General features: G+C 64.6%; 20 protein-coding genes and 1 other RNA gene. 11 read left to right on the top strand and 10 right to left on the bottom strand.

The window, feature by feature from the left end; all coding sequences use genetic code 11:
• The 3 genes from LQ232_RS00980 (at nucleotide 1) to LQ232_RS00970 (ending at nucleotide 2,751) form a co-directional block, all read left to right on the top strand.
• On the top strand, nucleotides 1-1,200 hold the full coding sequence (locus LQ232_RS00980) for a multidrug effflux MFS transporter (RefSeq protein WP_230177702.1): 1,200 nt from the start codon (nucleotides 1-3) through the stop codon (nucleotides 1,198-1,200).
• 9 nt (nucleotides 1,201-1,209) lie between these two features.
• An RNA gene (gene rnpB, locus LQ232_RS00975) (RNase P RNA component class A) lies at nucleotides 1,210-1,548 on the top strand.
• A 93-nt stretch (nucleotides 1,549-1,641) separates the two neighbouring features.
• On the top strand, nucleotides 1,642-2,751 hold the full coding sequence (locus tag LQ232_RS00970; protein ID WP_230177700.1) for a carbonic anhydrase: 1,110 nt from the start codon (nucleotides 1,642-1,644) through the stop codon (nucleotides 2,749-2,751).
• Here the strand turns inward: LQ232_RS00970 and ruvC are convergent.
• The gene (gene ruvC / locus LQ232_RS00965; protein WP_230177698.1) at nucleotides 2,745-3,296 is read right to left on the bottom strand and encodes a crossover junction endodeoxyribonuclease RuvC; all 552 of its coding nucleotides are present in this window, start codon (nucleotides 3,294-3,296) and stop codon (nucleotides 2,745-2,747) included. The two genes, LQ232_RS00970 and ruvC, sit on opposite strands and share 7 nt — an antisense overlap.
• 360 nt (nucleotides 3,297-3,656) lie before the next feature.
• Here ruvC and asnB point away from each other — a divergent pair, with 360 nt between their 5' ends.
• From asnB to LQ232_RS00925, 8 genes are read left to right on the top strand one after another with little or no spacing between them, the layout of a single operon-like run.
• A complete protein-coding gene (asnB, locus tag LQ232_RS00960; protein ID WP_256450018.1) occupies nucleotides 3,657-5,594 on the top strand; it encodes an asparagine synthase (glutamine-hydrolyzing) in 1,938 nt (645 codons plus the stop codon).
• Nucleotides 5,591-7,117, top strand: coding sequence for a class I adenylate-forming enzyme family protein (locus tag LQ232_RS00955; RefSeq protein ID WP_230177694.1), 1,527 nt, complete (start codon nucleotides 5,591-5,593; stop codon nucleotides 7,115-7,117). The genes asnB and LQ232_RS00955 overlap by 4 nt, the downstream gene beginning before the upstream one ends.
• A 36-nt stretch (nucleotides 7,118-7,153) precedes the next feature.
• Nucleotides 7,154-7,405 carry an acyl carrier protein gene (locus LQ232_RS00950; RefSeq protein WP_230177685.1) on the top strand — a complete coding sequence of 84 codons (252 nt, stop codon included), beginning with the start codon at nucleotides 7,154-7,156 and terminating at the stop codon, nucleotides 7,403-7,405.
• Nucleotides 7,406-7,409: 4 nt separating this feature from the next.
• Complete coding sequence (gene nadE / locus LQ232_RS00945) at nucleotides 7,410-8,396, top strand: NAD(+) synthase (protein ID WP_230177683.1); 987 nt, start codon at nucleotides 7,410-7,412, stop codon at nucleotides 8,394-8,396.
• 7 nt (nucleotides 8,397-8,403) lie between these two features.
• On the top strand, nucleotides 8,404-9,321 hold the full coding sequence (gene prmC / locus LQ232_RS00940; RefSeq protein WP_230177681.1) for a peptide chain release factor N(5)-glutamine methyltransferase: 918 nt from the start codon (nucleotides 8,404-8,406) through the stop codon (nucleotides 9,319-9,321).
• Entirely contained in the window at nucleotides 9,318-10,376 is a 1,059-nt protein-coding gene (locus tag LQ232_RS00935; protein WP_230177672.1) for a 3-oxoacyl-ACP synthase III family protein, read from the top strand. Before prmC ends, LQ232_RS00935 begins: the two co-directional genes overlap by 4 nt.
• Nucleotides 10,373-10,621, top strand: a complete 249-nt coding sequence (locus LQ232_RS00930; protein ID WP_230177664.1) for an acyl carrier protein — start codon at nucleotides 10,373-10,375, stop codon at nucleotides 10,619-10,621. Before LQ232_RS00935 ends, LQ232_RS00930 begins: the two co-directional genes overlap by 4 nt.
• 7 nt (nucleotides 10,622-10,628) lie before the next feature.
• Nucleotides 10,629-11,783 carry a hypothetical protein gene (locus tag LQ232_RS00925; RefSeq protein ID WP_230177662.1) on the top strand — a complete coding sequence of 385 codons (1,155 nt, stop codon included), beginning with the start codon at nucleotides 10,629-10,631 and terminating at the stop codon, nucleotides 11,781-11,783.
• 624 nt (nucleotides 11,784-12,407) lie between these two features.
• Here the strand turns inward: LQ232_RS00925 and LQ232_RS00920 are convergent.
• The 9 genes from LQ232_RS00920 to dusB all read right to left on the bottom strand — a co-directional run bounded on the left by LQ232_RS00920 (nucleotide 12,408) and on the right by dusB (nucleotide 19,361).
• Nucleotides 12,408-13,526 (bottom strand): PEP-CTERM sorting domain-containing protein, encoded by a 1,119-nt coding sequence (locus LQ232_RS00920; RefSeq protein ID WP_230177660.1) that lies wholly within the window; start codon nucleotides 13,524-13,526, stop codon nucleotides 12,408-12,410.
• 440 nt (nucleotides 13,527-13,966) lie between these two features.
• Nucleotides 13,967-14,320, bottom strand: coding sequence for a hypothetical protein (locus tag LQ232_RS00915; RefSeq protein ID WP_230177658.1), 354 nt, complete (start codon nucleotides 14,318-14,320; stop codon nucleotides 13,967-13,969).
• A gap of 68 nt (nucleotides 14,321-14,388) precedes the next feature.
• On the bottom strand, nucleotides 14,389-14,532 hold the full coding sequence (locus LQ232_RS00910; protein WP_230177656.1) for a hypothetical protein: 144 nt from the start codon (nucleotides 14,530-14,532) through the stop codon (nucleotides 14,389-14,391).
• A gap of 69 nt (nucleotides 14,533-14,601) precedes the next feature.
• The gene (locus LQ232_RS23630; protein WP_371820048.1) at nucleotides 14,602-14,859 is read right to left on the bottom strand and encodes a helix-turn-helix domain-containing protein; all 258 of its coding nucleotides are present in this window, start codon (nucleotides 14,857-14,859) and stop codon (nucleotides 14,602-14,604) included.
• Nucleotides 14,860-14,959: 100 nt separating this feature from the next.
• The gene (locus LQ232_RS00900; protein WP_230177653.1) at nucleotides 14,960-15,850 is read right to left on the bottom strand and encodes an alpha/beta fold hydrolase; all 891 of its coding nucleotides are present in this window, start codon (nucleotides 15,848-15,850) and stop codon (nucleotides 14,960-14,962) included.
• A complete protein-coding gene (locus LQ232_RS00895; protein ID WP_230177650.1) occupies nucleotides 15,843-16,295 on the bottom strand; it encodes a MarR family winged helix-turn-helix transcriptional regulator in 453 nt (150 codons plus the stop codon). The genes LQ232_RS00900 and LQ232_RS00895 overlap by 8 nt, the downstream gene beginning before the upstream one ends.
• A gap of 119 nt (nucleotides 16,296-16,414) precedes the next feature.
• Complete coding sequence (gene purH / locus LQ232_RS00890) at nucleotides 16,415-17,998, bottom strand: bifunctional phosphoribosylaminoimidazolecarboxamide formyltransferase/IMP cyclohydrolase (RefSeq protein WP_230177649.1); 1,584 nt, start codon at nucleotides 17,996-17,998, stop codon at nucleotides 16,415-16,417.
• Nucleotides 17,999-18,044: 46 nt separating this feature from the next.
• A complete protein-coding gene (locus LQ232_RS00885) occupies nucleotides 18,045-18,281 on the bottom strand; it encodes a Fis family transcriptional regulator (protein WP_230177647.1) in 237 nt (78 codons plus the stop codon).
• Nucleotides 18,282-18,287: 6 nt separating this feature from the next.
• A complete protein-coding gene (dusB, locus tag LQ232_RS00880) occupies nucleotides 18,288-19,361 on the bottom strand; it encodes a tRNA dihydrouridine synthase DusB (RefSeq protein ID WP_230177644.1) in 1,074 nt (357 codons plus the stop codon).
• Nucleotides 19,362-19,419: the final 58 nt, after the last annotated feature.

Below are 19,419 nucleotides of genomic sequence, written 5' to 3'. Positions count from 1 at the left end.
ATGAACCCCGACGCCCAAAGCCTTTGGCGCGCCCCTGCCTGGATGCTGGCCGTGCTGCTGGCGTGCCTGGGCATGCTGGGCCCCTTCGCGATCGACACCTACCTGCCTGCTTTTGCGGGCATCGCCACCTCGCTGGACGCCACGCCGCTGCAGATCCAGCAAACGCTGTCGGCCTACCTGTTCTCGTTCGCGTTGATGAGCCTGTTCCATGGCGCGCTCTCCGACAGCTTCGGGCGCCGCCCCGTGGTGCTGGCGGGCGTGGCGATGTTCACCGTGGCCTCGGCCGGCTGTGCGCTGTCCAGCACCATCGGGCAACTCATTTTCTTTCGCGCGCTGCAGGGCCTGTCGACGGGTGCCGGCATCGTGGTGTCGCGCGCGGTGATCCGCGACATGTACCCGCCCGACCAGGCGCAACGTGTGATGGCTCAGGTCACCTTGTTCTTTGGCGCGGCACCGGCAATCGCGCCCATCGTGGGTGGCCTGCTGTTCACCCACGCGGGCTGGCACGCGGTGTTCTGGTTCCTGACCGGTGTGGGCGTGTTGCTGTGGCTGGCCAACTGGTGGCTGCTGCCCGAAACCCTGCACACCTCGCAGCGCCAGCCCTTCGCCGTCAAGGGCCTGATGCAAGGCTACCTGGAGCTGGGCCTGAACCCGCGCTTCCTGCTGCTGGCCCTGGCCAGCGGCGTGCCCTTCAACGGCATGTTTTTGTACGTGCTGTCGGCCCCCGCCTTCCTGGGCGATTTGCTGCACCTGCAGCCCACGCAGTTCTTCTGGTTCTTCCTGTGCACCATCGGCGGCATCATGGGCGGCGCCTGGACCAGCGGCCGCCTGGCAGGCCGCATCGACCGCGCACGGCAGATCAAGTTGGGCTTCACCGTGATGCTGGTGGTGTCGGTGCTCAACCTGGTCGCCAACCTGCTGTTCCCGGCCCACGTGTCCTGGGCGCTGATCCCCATCAGCCTGTACGCTTTTGGCTGGGCCATGATGACCCCGGTGGTCACTTTGATGGTGCTCGATTTGTTCCCGCACCGGCGCGGCATGGCCGCATCGCTGCAGGCTTTCGTGAGCGCGGCGGCCAATGGCGTGGTGGCCGGCGTCATCTCGCCACTGGTCATGCACAGCACGCAGTACCTGGCCGCGGCCTCGCTGGCGCTGATGTCGGTGGGATTGTTGGCGTGGGCCTGGTTACAGAGGCGATAATGCGCGGGTGAAGTCGGCCAGACCGCCGCTGGTGCAATCATCGAAAGGTGGCACTGGAGGAAGGTCCGGACTGCACAGGGCAGCGTAGGAGGTAACACCTCTCCACCGCGAGGTGAGGATCAGAGCAACAGAGACGAGTCGGTGTTTTCTTCGGAAGGCACCGGGTGAAACGGGCAATCTCTACGCGCAGCAACACCAAATAGGCACACGTTGACCTGGCCCGGGGAGTGTGCGGGTAGGTGGCACCGAGCCGTTCTGGCGACAGGCGGCCCAGAGGAATGGCGGTCACGGTCTGGTATCGCAAGGTGGCAGGCTGCACAGAATCCGGCCTATCGGCTGACTTCACACTTTTTTCGTTTTTTCGCGCCTTGAAAGCGGCGCGAAGCTCAAGTTGGAGGGCCTGGCGGTCGAAATGCTTCCTGAAATCTCAGGAAAACCGCCATGTCGCCCACGCCCTCCCATTCCGCCTCGCGCCTTTTGATCCTCATCACCGCCGGATTCGGCCTGGCGCTGGGAGCCCAAGCTGCCAGCCATGACGACGAACACGCCAGCGGTGCCCATGGCGCTGCCTCGTCGCAAGAGGAGCCCAAGGTCATCGCCAAGGATTCGCTCAAGCAGAAGATGGCGGCGGGCAAGGCGGCAGCCAAAGCCGAGAAATCGGACCCGAAGGCCGAGCCCACCTCGGTCTCCATGGCGGAACTGCGCGATCTGATCGACCAGAAGATTGCCGAGGTGCGTGCCAAGCAGGCCGCGGCCCCTGCCGTCAAGGTCGTCAACAAGTCACCCAAACCCCGTGCGGTGGCCATGAGTGGCCAAGTCAAACAGTCCATGGCCGCCTATGGCGCCGCCGCCGTGCCAGGCCTGCCCGCGGGCCACGACCTGCACTGGGAATACACCGGCACTGCTGGCCCGCAAAGCTGGGGTCAGCTCAAGCCCGAGTTCAAAACCTGCAGCAGCGGCACGCGCCAAAGTCCCATCGACATCCGCGACGGCATCAAGGTGCAACTGGAGCCTATCCAGTTCGACTACCGCCCCACCCCCTTCCGCGTGATCGACAACGGCCACACGGTGCAGGTGAACCTGGACCCGGGCAACAACATCACCGTGTCAGGGCGCCGGTATGAGCTGGTGCAGTTCCACTTTCACCGCCCCAGCGAAGAACGCATCAATGGCCGCCAGTACGACATGGTGGCGCACCTGGTGCACAAAGACGCGCAAGGCCGACTGGCCGTGGTGGCCGTGCTGCTGGACCAGGGCAAGGAGCACCCGATGGTGCAACTGGTGTGGAACAGCCTGCCACTGGAAAAGGAGATCGAACAGGCCTCGCCCGTGATGCTGGACATGAACCTGATGCTGCCCGAGCAACGCCAGTACTACACCTACATGGGATCGCTGACCACGCCCCCGTGCACGGAAGGCGTGCTGTGGCTGGTGCTCAAGCAGCCGGCCACCTTGTCGCCTTACCAGTTGTCGGTATTCAGCCGCCTTTATGCCAACAACGCCAGGCCGGTTCAGTCGGCCTCGGGTCGCATGATCAAAGAAGGTCAGTAAACCCGACCGCCCTTGAGTTGCGCGTGGGTGCGGCGGGTCAGGCCTGTGGCGCGCGCCATCGCGGCCATCGAATGCCCGGCGTGCGCGTGGCAAATGGCCAGGCCCAGGGCATCGGCCGCGTCCTTGTTGGGCTCTGACGGCAACTGCAGCAAGCGCATCACCATGTGCTGAACCTGCTCCTTGCGCGCATGGCCGTGGCCCACCACGGCCTTTTTCATTTGCAGCGCCGTGTACTCGGAGACGGCCATCTCGCCCCCGCTGACCAAGGCGGCCAGGGCGGCACCGCGGGCCTGCCCCAGCAGCAAAGTGGACTGCGGGTTGACGTTGACGAACACGATTTCGACCGAGGACTGCTGCGGCTCATAGCGCGCCATGACCTCGCGCACACCATCAAAGATCAGCTTCAGGCGGCCGGGCAAATCGCCCAGCGCAGCCTCCTTGGTGCGGATCGTGCCACTGGCCACATACGACAGCCGAGGCCCATCGACATCGATCACGCCAAAGCCGGTCGTCTGCAAGCCAGGGTCGATGCCCAGAATTCTCATGGATGATTTTCCAAACTAGGGATAGTGCATTCGACGCCGCGCAACCATCATTCTGATGGCATTCGCGAACCACGGTGTTCAACACCGATTTTGACAGCGGTCTGGCCGCGCCCTTGTCGCCCGGCACCGCCACGCTGCCAATGCCTTGCCTTCGCAGATCCAAAGCCATGTGCCGCCTGCCAATGGCTTGAGCGGCGAGACCAAAGCCTGCCAAATGTGCACATTTGAAGCAAACCCCCATGAATTGGGACTAGGCCAGGCCAGCGATCCTCGTTAGGATCATCGCTGGCCTGGAGCTTCGCACCCCACCGTGCGATCAATGCAATACCAGCGCCACATCTGGAAGGTGTTTCGCGAAGTATGTGCGGCATTGCTGGGATTTTGAGAAGCCACGGCCAAGTCGCGCGCGCCCCGCTGGAGGACATGATCCGCCGCCTGCACCACCGCGGGCCCGACGGCCAGGGCTTCCACACCGATGGCCCCCTGGGCCTGGCCCATGCTCGCTTGAGCATCATCGACCTGGCGGGTGGCGACCAACCCATCCACAACGAAGACCGCAGCGTGTGGGTCGTCTTCAACGGCGAAATCTTCAACCACATCGAACTGCGCCAGACCCTGGAGCAGGCCGGGCACCGCTTCTACACGCTCTCCGACACGGAAGTCATCGTGCACCTGTACGAGCAGCACGGCGATCGCTTTGTCGATCACCTGAACGGCCAGTTCGCCATCGCCCTGTGGGATGCCCGACAGCAGCGCCTGATCCTGGCCCGAGACCGCACCGGCATCCGCCCCCTGTTCTACCACTGGTCAAGCCAGCGGCTGGCCTTTGCCTCCGAGGTCAAAGCGCTGATGGCGCTGCCCGACACCCCTCGCCAGTTGAACCTGCCAGCGCTGGGCGAAACCTTCACCTACTGGGCGCCCCTGCCTGGCCACACCGTGTTCGAAGGTATCCAGGCCTTGCCGCCCGGGCATCTGATGGTGATCGACGAACGCGGCCAATCCGGCGCGCGCACCGAGCGCTACTGGGACTGGGCTTTCCCGGCAGTTGGCATGGAAACCCGGCGCAGCGCCGATGACCTGGCCGATGAACTGCGCGAGCTGCTGATCGACGCCGTGCGCCTGCAACTGCGCGCCGATGTGCCTGTGGGCGCCTACCTGAGCGGTGGGCTGGATTCGTCCATCATCACCAGCCTGATCAAGCATTTCACCGACACACCGCTGCGCACCTTCTCGCTGGCGTTTGAAGACGAAGAGTTCGACGAAAGCGCCTATCAGCAAGACATGGCCCGTTACCTGGGCACCGAGCACACCGCCCTGCGCTGCAAACGGTCTGACATCGCCGCCGCGTTTCCACGCGCGGTCTGGCACGCCGAGAGCCCCCTCGTGCGCACCGCGCCGGCGCCCATGATGATGCTGGCCGGCAGCGTGCGTGAGGCCGGCTTCAAGGTGGTGCTGACCGGCGAAGGCGCCGACGAAGTCTTTGGCGGCTACGACCTCTTCAAGGAAGCCAGCGTGCGCCGCTTCATGGCGCGCCAGCCCACCTCCAAAATGCGGCCCGCCCTGATGGAGCGCCTCTACCCCTATCTGCGCCACTCGCCAGCCGCCAACCGCGTGATGGCGCAGCGCTTCTTCAGCGAAGGCTCGGAGCACCTGGGCCAGCCGCACTTCGCCCACGGCCCACGCTGGGCCACCACGCGCCGCATGTGGCAGTTCTTCACGCCCGAAGTCCGGCAAAGCCTGGCGGGCGTGGACCACCTGGCCGCCATCGCCCCGCACTTGCCGCCGGACATCGGCCAGTGGGCCGCACTCAGCCAGGACCAGTACATCGAAGCGCACACCCTGATGTCGGGCTACCTGCTCAGCTCGCAAGGTGACCGGCCCGCCATGGCCCATTCCATCGAAGGGCGCTTCCCTTTCCTGGACCACCGCGTGATCGAGTTCGCCAACCGCTTGCCACCCCGCTACAAGCTGATGGGCCTGACCGAGAAGTACCTGCTCAAGCGGTCCATGACCGGCCTGCTGCCCGAGGGCATCCGCACCCGCACCAAGCAGCCTTACCGCGCGCCCGACAGCGCCAGCTTTTTTGAGGGCGGCCAACCGGTGGACTACGTGGCCGACCTGCTCAGCCCAGCGCGCGTCGCCGATGCCGGTTACTTCGATCCCAAGGCCGTCAGCAAGCTGTTCGAGAAATGCCGTGCAGGCCGGGCCATCGGTTTTGGCGACAACATGGCTTTCGTCGGCATCCTGTCGACCATGCTGCTGCACGAGCAGTTCATCCAAGGCCAAGCATTTCAATGAGCATGCTGCTGCACCACTTTTTTGACCAGACCGCAGCGCGCCTGCCCGACAAAACCGCGCTGGTCTGCGGTGAGCAACGCCACAGCTACGCGCAGTTGCGCGATCAGGTCGAGCAACTGGCCTTGGCCTTGCAACGCCGTGGCATCCAGCGTGGCGACCGCGTGGCGCTGTTCATGGACAACACGGTCGAGATGGTGGTGGGCATCTTCGCGGCCCTGAAGGCGGGCGCGGTGTTCATGCCCATCAACCCCTTGACCAAGCAAGACAAGCTGGCCTACCTGTTGAACGATGCGCGGGCCAGCGCCTTGATCACGCAGACCTCGCTGGCATCCTGCTACCAGGCGGCCCTGGCGCTCAATGAGAGCGTGCACACGGTGCTGGTCATTGGCCCAAGCGAGGCCCTGGATGAACGCACCCGCCCCTTCACTGGCCTGCCTGGTGGTGCCCCGTGGCAAGAGCCTGCACTCATTGACCAGGACCTGGCCAGCATCATCTACACCTCGGGCTCCACCGGCGACCCCAAGGGCGTGATGCTCAGCCACCTCAACATGGTCTCGGCCATGCGCTCGGTCAGCACCTACCTGGGCCTGGTCGAGAACGACATCATCTTGTGCGCCTTGCCCTTGGCCTTTGACTACGGCCTGTACCAGGTGCTGATGGCCTTCGCGGTGGGCGCCACGGTGGTGCTGGAGCGCTCCTTCACCTTCCCCGTCAAGGTGCTTGAAGTGATGGCGCGCGAACGCGTCACCGTCTTCCCCGGCGTGCCCACCATGTTCTCCATGCTGATGGGCCTGAAGACCCTGGCCACGCACGAATTGGCCAGCCTGCGCATGATCACCAACACGGCCGCCGCCCTGCCTGAGGAACGCATCCGCCAGTTGCGCGAGCTGTTCCCGCAAGCCTTGCTGTTCTCGATGTACGGGCTGACCGAGTGCAAGCGCGTCACCTACCTGCCACCGGATCAACTCGACATCCGCCCCACCAGCGTGGGCCGGGGCATGCCCAATGAAGAAGTCTGGCTGGTCGATGAAGATGGCCAGCGTCTGCCCCACGGCAGCGCGGGCGAGCTGGTGATCCGCGGCAGCAACGTCATGCGCGGCTATTGGGAAAAGCCGCTGGAAACCGCCAAGCGCCTCAAGCCCGGCCCGCTGCCGGGCGAAATGGTGCTGTACTCCGGCGACCTGTTCCGCACCGACGCCGAGGGCTACCTCTACTTTGTGTCACGCAAGGACGACATCATCAAGAGCCGCGGCGAGAAGGTCAGCCCACGCGAAGTCGAGAACGCCCTGTACGCGCATGAAGGCGTCTACGAAGCCGCCGTGGTGGGCGTGCCCGACGAGCTGCTGGGCCAGGCCGTCAAGGCCTTCGTGGTGCTGAAAGCCGGCATCACCTTGAGCGAGCGCGACGTGATCAAGCACTGCTTGAGCCGCCTGGAAAGTTTCATGGCACCCAAGCACGTCGAGTTCGTCGAATCACTGCCCACCACCGACACCGGCAAGATCAAGAAGACCGGGCTGAACTGAGCCCACCCACCGACACCATCATTCAAGCGAAGCAACATGTCCAGCATCAAAGACCAGGTCCGCCAGTACATCGTCGACAACTTCATCATGGGGTCCGACGAACAACCTTTCAGCGACGCCGACTCGCTGCTGGAACTGCACATCGTCGACTCCACCGGCTTCCTCGAACTCATCGTCTTCATCGAAGACACCTTCGGCATCCAGGTGGCCGACGAAGACATGGTGCCCGAGAACCTGGACGGCCTGAACGCCATCGAGGCCTACGTCAACCGCAAGAAGGCCGCCTGAGTTCATGAGCACGCCCCCCCTCACCCCCGATGTGCTGGCGCTGGACTGCACGGCCGAGGTCGATCGCATCGGCCGCCACATGGTCGATTCGCTGCGTGGCTTTCACAAACGCGGCGTGGTGCTGGGCCTGTCGGGCGGCGTGGACAGCTCGGTGTGCGCCGCCCTGGCCGTGCGCGCCCTGGGGCCCAAGAAGGTCTTCGGTCTCTTGATGCCCGAGCGCGACTCCAGCGCCGGCAGCGCCGATCAGGGCCAACTGGTGGCCGAGCAGCTGGGCATCACCTACCTGCTTGAGAACATCGGCCCCACGGTCGAGGCCATCGGCTGCTACCGCTGGCGCGATGAGGCCATGCGCGCCGTCTTCCCCGATTACAACGATGCGTGGAAGAGCAAGATCGCCATCGCGGGCGGCGTGGAGGGCCGCATCAACTTCTTCAAACTCATCGTGCAATCGCCTGATGGCCTGCAGCACGAAGCCCGCCTGCCCTTGCGCGAGTACCTGCAGATCGTGGCCGCCACGAACCACAAGCAGCGCATCCGCAAGACCGTGGAGTACTTCCACGCCGACCGTCTGAACTACGCCGTGATCGGCACGCCCAACCGGCTTGAATACGACCAGGGCTTCTTCGTGAAGAACGGCGATGGCGCCGCCGACATCAAGCCCATCGCCCACCTGTACAAGACGCAGGTGTACGCGCTGGCCCGGCACCTGGGCCTGCCCGAGGTGGTGTGCTCAGCCATGCCCACCACCGACACCTACAGCCTGCAACAAGGCCAGGACGAGTTCTACTTCGCCCTGCCCTACCCGCAGATGGACCTGGCCTTGTGGGCCCACAACCACCAGCGCCCTGCCGCCGAACTGGCGCAAGCCTTGAACCTGAGTGAAGCGCAGGCCACCCACCTCTACACCGACATCGAGGCCAAGCGCCGCGCCACGCACTACCTGCACGCTCGCCCCGCCCTGGTCGATCCCATCCCCCAGGTGTCTGACTGAACCCGACATGGACACGAACCATCCCTTGTTCACCGACCGCCTGGCCCGCCTGGACGAGGCCCTGCGCACCCTGCCCGACAAGCCGGAAGAGACCAGCGCCTCGGCCTTGCAAACGCTGTGGCACCTGGCCGCCGGACAAGCTTTGTCCATCGAGGCCGCCACGCGGCAACCCTTGCCCGGATTGACCGCCCCGCAGTTCCTCAAGCTGGACGAGCTGACCGCCCAACGCCTGGGCGGCACGCCCCTGGCACACCTGACCGGACGCCAGCACTTCATGGGCCTGGAACTGCTGGCCGGTCCACAAGCCCTGATCCCCCGCAGCGAGACGGAACTGCTGGCCAACGCCGCGCTGAACAAGCTGCGTCTCCTGGCTGCCGAACGCGGCAACGACCCCGTGATGGTCATCGATGTCTGCACCGGCTCAGGCAACCTGGCACTGGCCTTGGCCCATGGCGTGCCACGTGCGCAAGTCTTCGCGGCCGACCTGTCAGAAGACGCCGTCAGCCTGGCCCAGCGCAACGCCAACCACCTGGACCTGCAAGACCGCGTGCAACTGCGCAGCGGCGATTTGCTGGCCCCTTTTGACGAGCCCAACTTCCATGGGCAGGTGGACCTGCTGGTGTGCAACCCGCCCTACATCTCGTCCGGCAAGCTGGAAACCATGCCCACCGAAATCGTCGGCTTCGAGCCCCGGCTGGCCTTTGACGGCGGCCCCTTCGGCATCCGCATCCTGCAGCGCCTGATGCGCGAAGCACCACGCTTCCTGCGCCCGGGCGGTTGGCTGGCCTTTGAAGTGGGCTTGGGCCAAGGCCCCGCGGTGCTGCAGTGGCTGAACAAAACCGGTCATTACGACACCATCGACAGCGTGCTGGATGCCGAAGGCCAGCCCCGCGCTTTCCTGGCCCGCCACAAGGACACCGCATGAGTTTTTCGCACCTGCATGGCTTCAAGGTGGCTGGGGTCAGCACCTGCGTGCCACCGAACCGCGTCGACAACCTGGAAGCTGGCAAAGACTTTGGCGCGGTTGAAGTGCGCAAGGTGGTCTCCATGGCCGGTGTGCGCCACCGCCACGTCGTGACGCCTGACGTCACCGCCGTCGATCTGTGCACCGACGCCGCACGGCGCCTGCTGAACACATTGGGCTGGGCCCCCGAATCGGTCACCGGCCTGATCATGGTCACCCAATCGCCCGACTACTTCCTGCCCTCGTCCAGTTGCGTGGTCCATGCGCGCCTGGGCCTCGGCGACCAGTGCGCGGCCTTCGACGTGGGGCTGGGCTGCTCGGGCTACCCCTATGGCTTGTACTTGGCGGCCACCATGTTGCGCGGCGGTGGTCACCAGCGCATCCTGGTGCTGCACGGCGAAACGCCCAGCCTATTCATCGACCCGCAAGACCAGGCCACCAGTTTGCTGTTTGGCGATGCCGGCTCGGCCACGGCGTTGGAACACACCGGCGATGCGCAAGACGAAGCCTGGTTCAGCCTGTTCACCGATGGCAGCGGCGCCGACAGCCTGATCATCAAAGGCGGCGCTTTCCGCGACCCACGGCCCGCCGACCCGCGCGATCTGCGCCTGCGCATGGATGGCGCCAGCGTCTTCAACTTCACCATCAAGCGCGTGCCCGCCCTGATCAACGACACCCTGGCCTATGCTGGCCTGCAGGTGGCCGACATCGATTCATACATCTTCCACCAATCCAACCGCTTCATCATGAAGCACCTGATCAAGAAGTGCGAACTGCCTGAAGACCGGGTGCCATTCATCCTGGAGGACATGGGCAATTGCGGCGGCCCCTCGGTGCCTTTGACGCTGACCCGCTCACTGGCCCAGCGCGGCGACCAGCCCATGCGCCTGATGCTGCTGGGCTACGGCGTGGGCCTGTCTTGGGGCGCCACGATCATGACCCTGCACCCTGACACCCCCTTGCTTCACCACACCTACCAGGCGCCAGGCGCGCCCTCCCCAAGGAGTCCCCTTTGAACCCCATCTCCACCACCGAGGCATTGGCCATGTTCTCGGAATGCTTCATGGAGCCCGTTGACAAGCTGAGCCCGGACGTCCTGCGCGAAAGCATCCCCGGTTGGGACTCGATGGGCGCGCTGATGCTGATCGCCGAGATCGATGAGCGTTTTCAGCTGGAGTTGAGCGCTGAAGAATCCCGCGGCATGCAAAGCATTGGCGACGCCCTGGTTTTTCTGAAGCGGCATGGCGCGCTGAGCGACTGAAGTCGTCGTGAGCAACAGCAGTACCCGCCCACGACCCCGCCCCTCACTGGCCCAAACCACCCGCCTGGTGTCGCGGGCCTTGGGCATGAGCGCCGAAGAGTTGACGGCCAGCGTTCGCCACGCGGTCTGGTCAGACCTGCCCGCCATTCTGGCCTTGCGCACCCGCGTGATCGGCACCGACATCGACTGGGATGACCAGGCCTACATGGCCTGGCGCTATCGACTTGGCCGCCCCCAAGCCGGGGGTGGCGAATGCTGGGTGCTGGTGCGCGATGGTGCGTTGCTGGGCATGGTAGGCACGCAAGACCTGGTGCTGCAGTGCGGCGGCCAGTCCTGCCCGGCTCTGTCCCTGATGGACATCCTGATCCAACCCGAGCTGGAAAGCGTGGGCTTGGGCGTCTGGCTCAACCTGTTCATTCAAGCGCAAACCACAGCCACCTTGGCCATCGGCGCGAACGCCAACTCCATCGGCATGGTCAGCCGCCTGTTCGACACCCTGCCCAATCGGCGCAGCTTTGTGCACCCCGTGAAGCTGGGCCACTTTCTGCGCAAGCGGTTGCCGGTGCCAGGCTTGCCGCAACTCATGGCGATGGGCCTGGAAACCATGATGCGGCTGGGCCGCGCGCTGCTGTTGGCGCCCTGGTTGCCATCGTCCATCCAGATCAAGCCATGGGCTCGCCTGGACGATGCTTTGAATGCGCTGAATGCCCAGCTGGAGACCAACGAGGTGGTGCATGCCGAACGCACACCGGCGCAGTTGAACTGGCGCCTGCTCGACAACCCACGTGGCGCATCGCAGGTGTGGGGTGCTTGGTCAAAAGGCCGCTTGGTCGGCTACATGGCCACGCAACTGACGCCACTGGACGACGGGCGCCAGGCACTGACCATCGTGGACCTGGTGGTGCCATTGCCCATCGGCCGGCCCGCCTTGCGAGCTTTGTTGTGGACCGCGCTGGAAGAAGCCTGGCGCCACCAGGTCGAGTACGTGACCATGACCTCGTACCGGCAGGATGTGGAGCGTGAGTTGCGTAGAGCTGGTTTTCGCCAGCAAGCCCACCAGTTCGAGACGCTGGGCTGGACTTGCGGGGATGACGGTTTCAAGGCTTTGGTTGAAGCCCGGGCGGACTGGACATTGAGCGAGGTTCACACTGACCGGGTTTGACGGGTAGCTGGGCGTTGGATGTCCAGCAGTACCAAGGTACCGGCGAACTGTCCATGGATTCAATTGCAGGCTCATTGCCATGAACCATCTATTTGTTCCAATGTTCTCGGGCCTGCGCGCTGGGTTGCTCATAACGACCCGTTGAGATCATTCAGCGCACCAGCCCCAATGACGGCTTCGCAGCGATCTCGGACGGTCAGCGCCGCGCGTCGTGCACTAGGTGACGGGTAACCGTGTCTTTCGAGAAAAGACACATCTTGCTGTCGAACCTTGCCGCCGAGCATCCCGCTGGTGTTTCAATTGCACATCTGTGGATGGAGCCCTTCTGCGCAGCAGCCCATCTGGGGGTTTCTCCAGCCAGGTGACAGACGGCCTGGAAGGCGACCCGGCCGACACGCTGGTAAAGGTCGCGGGATGGCCAGACGATGTGCGCGTGAGACTTCCCGCATGCGGGGCAGGCCTTTATCCTATGGCGCGTCGGACGTCTGGCAGGCTACCGGCTTCTGCGTCGAGCGCCTGCTCGCGCATGTCGGCGCGGTGGCGGACGCCGCGCGTTGAAGCGCCCTGGGGGCAGCGGCCGGCATCATGCCCGGCCGCCGATCCCGCCGTGGGGCCTGCTGTTGCTCAGCAGGTCTGGGTGACGTTCCGGCGCTGCCGGCGGCGGGACATGAGGGCCGTCACGCCCAGGCCCGCCAGGGCCATGCCATAGGCCGAGGGCTCGGGAATGGGCGAGAGCAGGAAGGCGCTGCGCTTGAGGTCGCCGTTGATCGATTGCTCGGCCATGCCGACGATCCAGCCCTGGTCGTTGACGCCAGTGGCAGTGGTCAACACCCAACCCTGGAGCGCCAGTGCAGGATCCAGGTAGGTGTTGAGATCGACGATGTCCGTACCGACCCACAGGGTGGCGTGTTGGCCCCCCGTGCCGGGGTCACGCGAGTTGCCGACGACCAGACCGTGGTTGTTGATGTCCCAGGCGTGGCTGTCGCCGTAGGACAAAGAACTCAGCCGGGTGGCCACAGTGCCGTTCCAGACCGTGGCGAAGTTGGTCCAGTTGCTGTCCGAACTGGTGCCCACCACCAGACCGGATTCGTTGATGCCGCGTGCCAAGCTGCCCTGGCCGGGAATGCCCAGGTCGATGGCCTGCGTGCCCGTCCACACGGTGGCGTGCATGTAACCGCCCACGTTCTGCCAGCCGGCCACCTGCCCGCTGTCGTTGATGGCGTAGGCTTCGCTTTCGATGCCGCTCAGGTCGGTGCGCTGGCCGGTCGAGGCGTCCCACACCGTGGCGATCGGGATGACGGTGTAAAACGCCCAGCCGGCCACCTTGCCGGAGGCATTGATGTCGCGGGCTTCGCTCTTGTAGGCGCCGAAGGTGTGCAGATCCTTGGCGGTGCCGTTGGACCACACCATGGCGTGCGTCTCGTTATAACGCCAATAGGTCAGGCCGACGGACTGCCCTGCGTCATTGACGCCGAGGGCGCGCGAGGCGTTGCCGCCCACGACGTTGAAGGCGCCGCCTTGCCATGCCGTGGCGCGGAAGGCGATGCCCCAGTCCTGGGCCGCCGCGCCGACGATGGCACCGCTGTTGGCAATGGCGTTGGCCTCGCTGAAACGCGCGCCCGCGCTGTCGAGGAGGGTCAGTTGCAGAGCCGGCGTGGGGGCCGCCTGGGTCAGGCCGGCATAGGCCATTGCGGAGACCGCCGCGGCGGCCATGGCCACAGCCCGGATGTATTTCTTGGTCATGTCGATGCGATGGAAATGCTGTTTGAATGAAAAAGGGAGGACGGTCGCCAAGTCCGCAGGGGGACGCGGTGGAGCGTTCATTCGCATTTCCTTTCCCCCTGCCTGTGCTTGGTCTGTTTGTGGGCACAGTCTAACCGCGCAGGCGGGCCGAAGGCGCGTGGGGTGCCTGGCACCCCCTTAGTTGCAGGGATCCGGGCATGACCTTTCGCGGGGGGTGTTCAGATGGTTTTCAAGGACGCGGTCATGCAGACGGTACCTGCTTTGCGACCGCCTCCAGCCTTGACCAGACACCCACGATAGGGCTCTGGCATGCCCCCTGGCCGAGCCCGCTCACGCATCAACGCTGCTGACCAACACATCCACCGGCCACAACACCTGGTGCGAAGCCCGAACCCGAAACCCATCAACGTACCAATGCTCTTCAAGCCATGCTCTAAGCGCTACCCCAACAGCGGCGACCGACCGATCTTCTCGGCCTTTCGCCCCTTGATGGGAAGCGGGTCAGAAAACTTGGCCGCAGCGATGGGCGCGTCCAAGCTGGGCAGACTCCACGTCTTTTGAAGGCGCAGGCTGTTCATCCCGTCGTTCCAGGCATGCAGCATCCGCTTGCCCGTCTCCACGAACGACGGGTGTTGCCGCGTTGCTTCAACAACCTGTGGCGTGACCTGCACGATGGCCTCGCAAATTCGTTCAACGCGCTCAAGCGTCTGAGCTGGCGCCAGGTTGCATCGCGTCTGCAGAAAGCGCTCCAGCGCTTTACCTGGCGTCCAGGTGGCCCGCCCCTCAACGGCCATGCCCGGAGGGTTCTTCGCATAGTCGTCGTAGACCGTGATGGAGACGCCCCGACATGCGGGCCGAGTTGCTACTGAAGGATCGACAGCAGGAAACCTTCGCGCAGGTTCATCCGAAACAAGGGATGGAGTTCTGGGTAGACATAGGACTCCGTGCGCACGGGCATCAGCAGGGAGACAAACTGCTCGGCCGAGACGTCCGGGTGATAGGTCATCACATGCCGAAAGCCATCGATCCGACTCCAAAGTGGCGACGGGCTTGTCGTGAACATAGACGTGCAGCTTCACAGATCTCTGCTCCACTTTGGTTCCTTGCCCACAGCAGCTTCGAGCCGCAGCCGCTCGGCCAAAGCATCGTCAAGGGTGAAGCTGGCGCTCTTGGGTTTGAACGCCAGCTCATGCCCCAGAATCTCGAGAAGGCGAAGCAATTTGCGAGCGCCAAACTCAGCGACGCTGCCGGTCTCAAACCGGGCAATGGTGGACTGAGCCAGGCCACTGAGCTCGCCAAGCTGCTTCTGAGTGAGGCCGCGATCCCGACTCAACTCAGCGACTGCTTGCCCTAACGATTGAAGGCTGTCCCTATGCTGTATTTGTCATTCACATTGAGCATCTCAAAACCACAGCATCATCCAAATCCTCACGTCATCCGCGCAAAGCCCCCGCCATCACCGGCCACAGCACCTGGTGCGAAGTCCGAAACCAATCAATGTGCCCAATGCTCTTCAAGCCATGCTGTGCAGGCTTGATGCTCAGCGCCTGCTTGTGCGCCGCCGGGAAGGTGCGCAGCAAGTCGGCCACGGTGGCGGGTGTGGCGATGTCATCGTCGGCCGCGTGCAGCACCGTCATGGGCGTGCGCACCTGGGCGTGGAAGTCGCGCTCGGGCTGTCGGCGGATGGCGTTGGTGGCATAACCGCCCGCCGCACACCATTGCCCCCATTGGCGGGCAACCCCCGCAGGCAGGTTCTCGCCAAGTCCAAGCACCGATGACACGCCATAGCCCTTGAACAGGATGCTCAAAGGCATGGCCACGCGCAGGCCGAAACGGGCCTTGAGCCGAAAGCCCAGGCGCATGCCGCTGAACCAACCGGTGGAGGCCGACACGCCCACCAGCCGCGCCACCTTGCCGTGGTTGGGCAACAAGCCGATCATCTGGCCGCCCGCGCTGTGGCCCAGCATCAGCACCTGCTCGCAGGCCGTGCGGTGCAGCAGCCAATCGAGCGCGGCCACCTGGTCCAGCTGACCCCAGTCCTGCAGCCTGGCCTTGCTGGCGCGCAAAGGGCCGTGCAAGGACAGGCCAATGCCCCGGTAGTCAAACACCAGCACGTCGTGCCCCTGCTGCGCCAGCCAGGTGGCAAAGCGCAAATAGAAGTGCTGGCGCACGCCGGTGGCCGGACACAAGAGCACCGGCAGGCCCGGCGTGCCACCACTGGCGGGCAGGAAGTGACCCTGCAGGCGCGCGCCATCGGCGCAGGTGATCTGGACGCGCTCCGCAGCGCCCTCCGTCGGGCTGGAAGCGGTGGTCTGTTCAGTCATGGTGGGGTCCCGAGTCAAGGTGCTGCACATGCGTCAACCAGCGCGCCACGGTCTGCAGCTCGGTCTCGGTGAAGCCCTTGGTGAGCCGAGCATTGATGCGGGCCATGGCCTCGCGTAATGGCTGTTGCTGGGCCAGCCCGGCGGGGCGCAGCCACACGCGCTGGGTGCGGCCGTCCTGCGGGCAGGGGTGGCGGGCCACCCAATCCAAAGCTTCCATGCGCTGGATCAGGCCCGAGACGGCCGACGGGGCCAGGTCCAGGGTCTCAGCCAATTGCCCCATGGTGGCGCCGTCTTCACGGGCCAGGCAGAACAGCACGCCACCCTGGGCAGGCGTGGGCGCCGTGATGCCATCACGCGAGGCCTCGGCCTGTTGCAGGCCGATCCACTGTTGCAGGCGGCGCTGCGCACTGTTGAGCAAGAAGACGAGGCGAGGACGTTGAGCCATGATGGGTGCATGCGCATTTATTTCGCATGCGAAGTATATCGCGCACCCCAAAAGAAAAAACCGGCACAAAGGCCGGTTTGCTCATCGCATCGGTCCTCAGACCGATTCCCCCATCACCATCAATGGCGGAAGTGGCGCGTGCCCGTGAACACCATCGCAATGCCACGCTCGTTGGCCGCCGCGATCACTTCGTCATCGCGCATGCTGCCACCAGGGTGGATCACGCAGGTCGCGCCCGCGTCCACCACCACGTCCAGGCCATCTCGGAAGGGGAAGAACGCATCCGAGGCCACGGCAGAGCCTTGCAGGGTCAAGCCAGCGTGACCGGCCTTGATCGAGGCGATGCGGGCCGAGTCCAAACGGCTCATCTGGCCGGCACCCACGCCCATGGTCATGCCATCCTTGCAGAACACGATGGCATTGCTCTTGACGAAGCGGGCCACGGTCCAGGCAAAGCGCATGTCCTTCATCTGCTGCTCGGTGGGCTTGACTTCGCTCACCACCTTGACGTCACCGACCAGGTCGATGTTGTCGGCCGATTGCAGCAGCATGCCGCCGCCCACGCGCTTGAAGTCCAGCGCATTGCTCAGCTTGCTGATGGGCACTTCCAGCAAACGCACGTTCTGCTTGCCGGCATAGGCCGCGCGGGCCGCGGGCGTGATGGCCGGGGCGATGGCCACTTCCACGAACTGCTTGTTGGCGTTGATGGCCTCGACCACGTCGGCGTCGATGGGGCGGTTGAAGGCCATGATGCCGCCGAAGGCGCTGGTGGGGTCGGTCTTCAGGGCCTTTTGGTAAGCCTCCAAAGGCGTGGCGCCCACGGCCACGCCGCAGGGGTTGGCGTGCTTGACGATGACGCAGGCGCATTCTTCAAAGGCCTTCACGCATTCCCAGGCCGCATCGGCATCGGCGATGTTGTTGAAGCTCAGTTCCTTGCCCTGGATCTGCGTCCATTGCGACAGCGTGCCTTCAACCGGCTGGGCTTCGCGGTAGAACGCGGCCGACTGGTGTGGGTTCTCGCCGTAGCGCATGCCCTGCACCTTCTGCAATTGCAGGTTGTAGACGGCAGGGTAAGCCTCGCGCACCGGAACGGCTTCGGTCTTCAACTCGCTGCCGGCTTCCAGGGCGGTCAGGTAGTTGGTGATCATGCCGTCGTAAGCGGCGGTGTGCGCGAACACCTTCTTGGCCAGCATGAACTTGGTGGAACGGGTCAGGCCTTGGCCCTTCAGTTCGGACAGCACTTGCGTGTAGTCGACCGGGTCGATGATCACGGCCACGTCCTGCCAGTTCTTGGCGGCGGCGCGCAGCATGGTGGGGCCGCCAATGTCGATGTTCTCGATGGCGTTTTCCAGCGTGCAATCGGCCTTGGCCGTGGCTTGTGCGAAGGGATACAGGTTGACCACCAGGATGTCGATGGTGTTGATGCCGTGTTCCTTCAACGCCGCCATGTGCTCGGGCAAATCGCGGCGGGCCAGCAGGCCACCGTGCACGCGCGGGTGCAGGGTCTTGACGCGGCCGTCGAGCATCTCGGGGAAGCCGGTCACCTCAGACACCTCCGTCACCGGCAGGCCCTTGTCGGCCAGCAGCTTGGCGGTGCCGCCGGTGGACAACAGCTTGACGCCTTGGGCGTGCAGCGCTTGCGCGAATTCAACAATGCCGGTCTTGTCGGACACGGACAACAGCGCGGTGAGGTTTTGGCTCATGGGGTGGTTCAGGTCAAAAGATCAAAAGGGAAAAATGGGAACGAGTTCACTTGATGAGCTTGTGCTCGATCAACTTGCGGCGCAGGGTGTTGCGGTTGATGCCCAGCCATTCGGCGGCGCGCGACTGGTTGCCCTCGGCGCGTTGCATCACCACTTCGAGCATGGGCCGCTCCACCGCGTTGACGACCATGTCGTACACGGCGAAGGGCTCGGCGCCCCGCAGGTCATGGAAGTAGCCTTCCAGGTTGTCTTTGATGCAGTCTTGGATGTTCTTCTTGCTCATGGTGCTTCAGTTCGCCATGCACAGCGCCGGTTGTTCGGCCGGCAGCGTGGCGTCGTCATCGTCTTCGCCGAGCGCGGTGGCCAAGGTCGGCAAGCGACGGTGGCTCAGGCTCAGCTGGTCAAAAAAATCCGTCACGGCCTGCACTTGGGCCGAACAGACGTCCAGGGTGTTCATGTGGTCGCGGAAGGCCTCGCCACCGGGCAAGGCGCGCACAGCCCAGCCGATGTGCTTGCGCGCGGTGCGCACGCCGATGAATTCGCCATACAGGCCGTAGTGGTCGTCCAGGTGCTCCAGCAGCCATTGTTTGACCTGTTCGGTCAAGGGCTGGGCACGGTGCTCACCGGTGGCCAGAAAGTGTGCAATGTCACCGAAGATCCAGGGGCGGCCTTGCGCGGCGCGGCCCACCATGATGGCGTCGGCGCCGGTGTAGCGCAGCACTTCCAGCGCTTTTTCGGGGCTGGTGATGTCGCCGTTGGCCACCACCGGCACGGCCACCGCAGCCTTGACGGCGGCGATGGTGTCGTACTCGGCCAGGCCTTTGTAGCCTTGCTCGCGGGTGCGGCCGTGCACGGTCAGCATGGCGATGCCCGCGCTTTCGGCGGCACGGGCAATGCGCTCGGCGTTCTTGTTCTGGGCCGACCAGCCGGTGCGCATTTTCAGGGTCACGGGCACGCCATGTGGCGCGCTGGCGGCCACCACGGCTTCCACGATCTGCAACGCCAGGGCTTCGTCCTGCATCAAGGCCGAGCCCGCCCATTTGTTGCACACCTTCTTGGCCGGGCAACCCATGTTGATGTCGATGATCTGGGCGCCACGGTCGATGTTGTAAGCGGCGGCCTCGGCCATCATGCCCGGCTCGGTGCCGGCGATCTGCACGGCGATGGGTGCAGTCTCGCCCTCGTGGTTGGCGCGGCGCGAGGTCTTGAGCGTGTTCCACAATTCCTTGCGGCTGGTCACCATTTCGCTCACGGCGTAACCCGCGCCCAGCCGCTTGCACAGCTGGCGGAACGGCCGGTCCGTGACCCCTGCCATGGGGGCCACGAAGAGGCGATTCGGCAGGGAAATGGGACCAATGTGCATTGAAGTGGCGTGGAACCGCAGGGCCAGACAAGACGACGCAGCCCCGGCGCTTGCGACG

The sequence above is a fragment of the Aquabacterium sp. CECT 9606 genome, assembly GCF_918741295.1.
Taxonomy (GTDB): Bacteria; Pseudomonadota; Gammaproteobacteria; order Burkholderiales; family Burkholderiaceae_C; genus Aquabacterium.
Note: the sequence above shows the minus strand (reverse complement) of the source record. Positions and strands in the feature narration are given on the sequence as shown.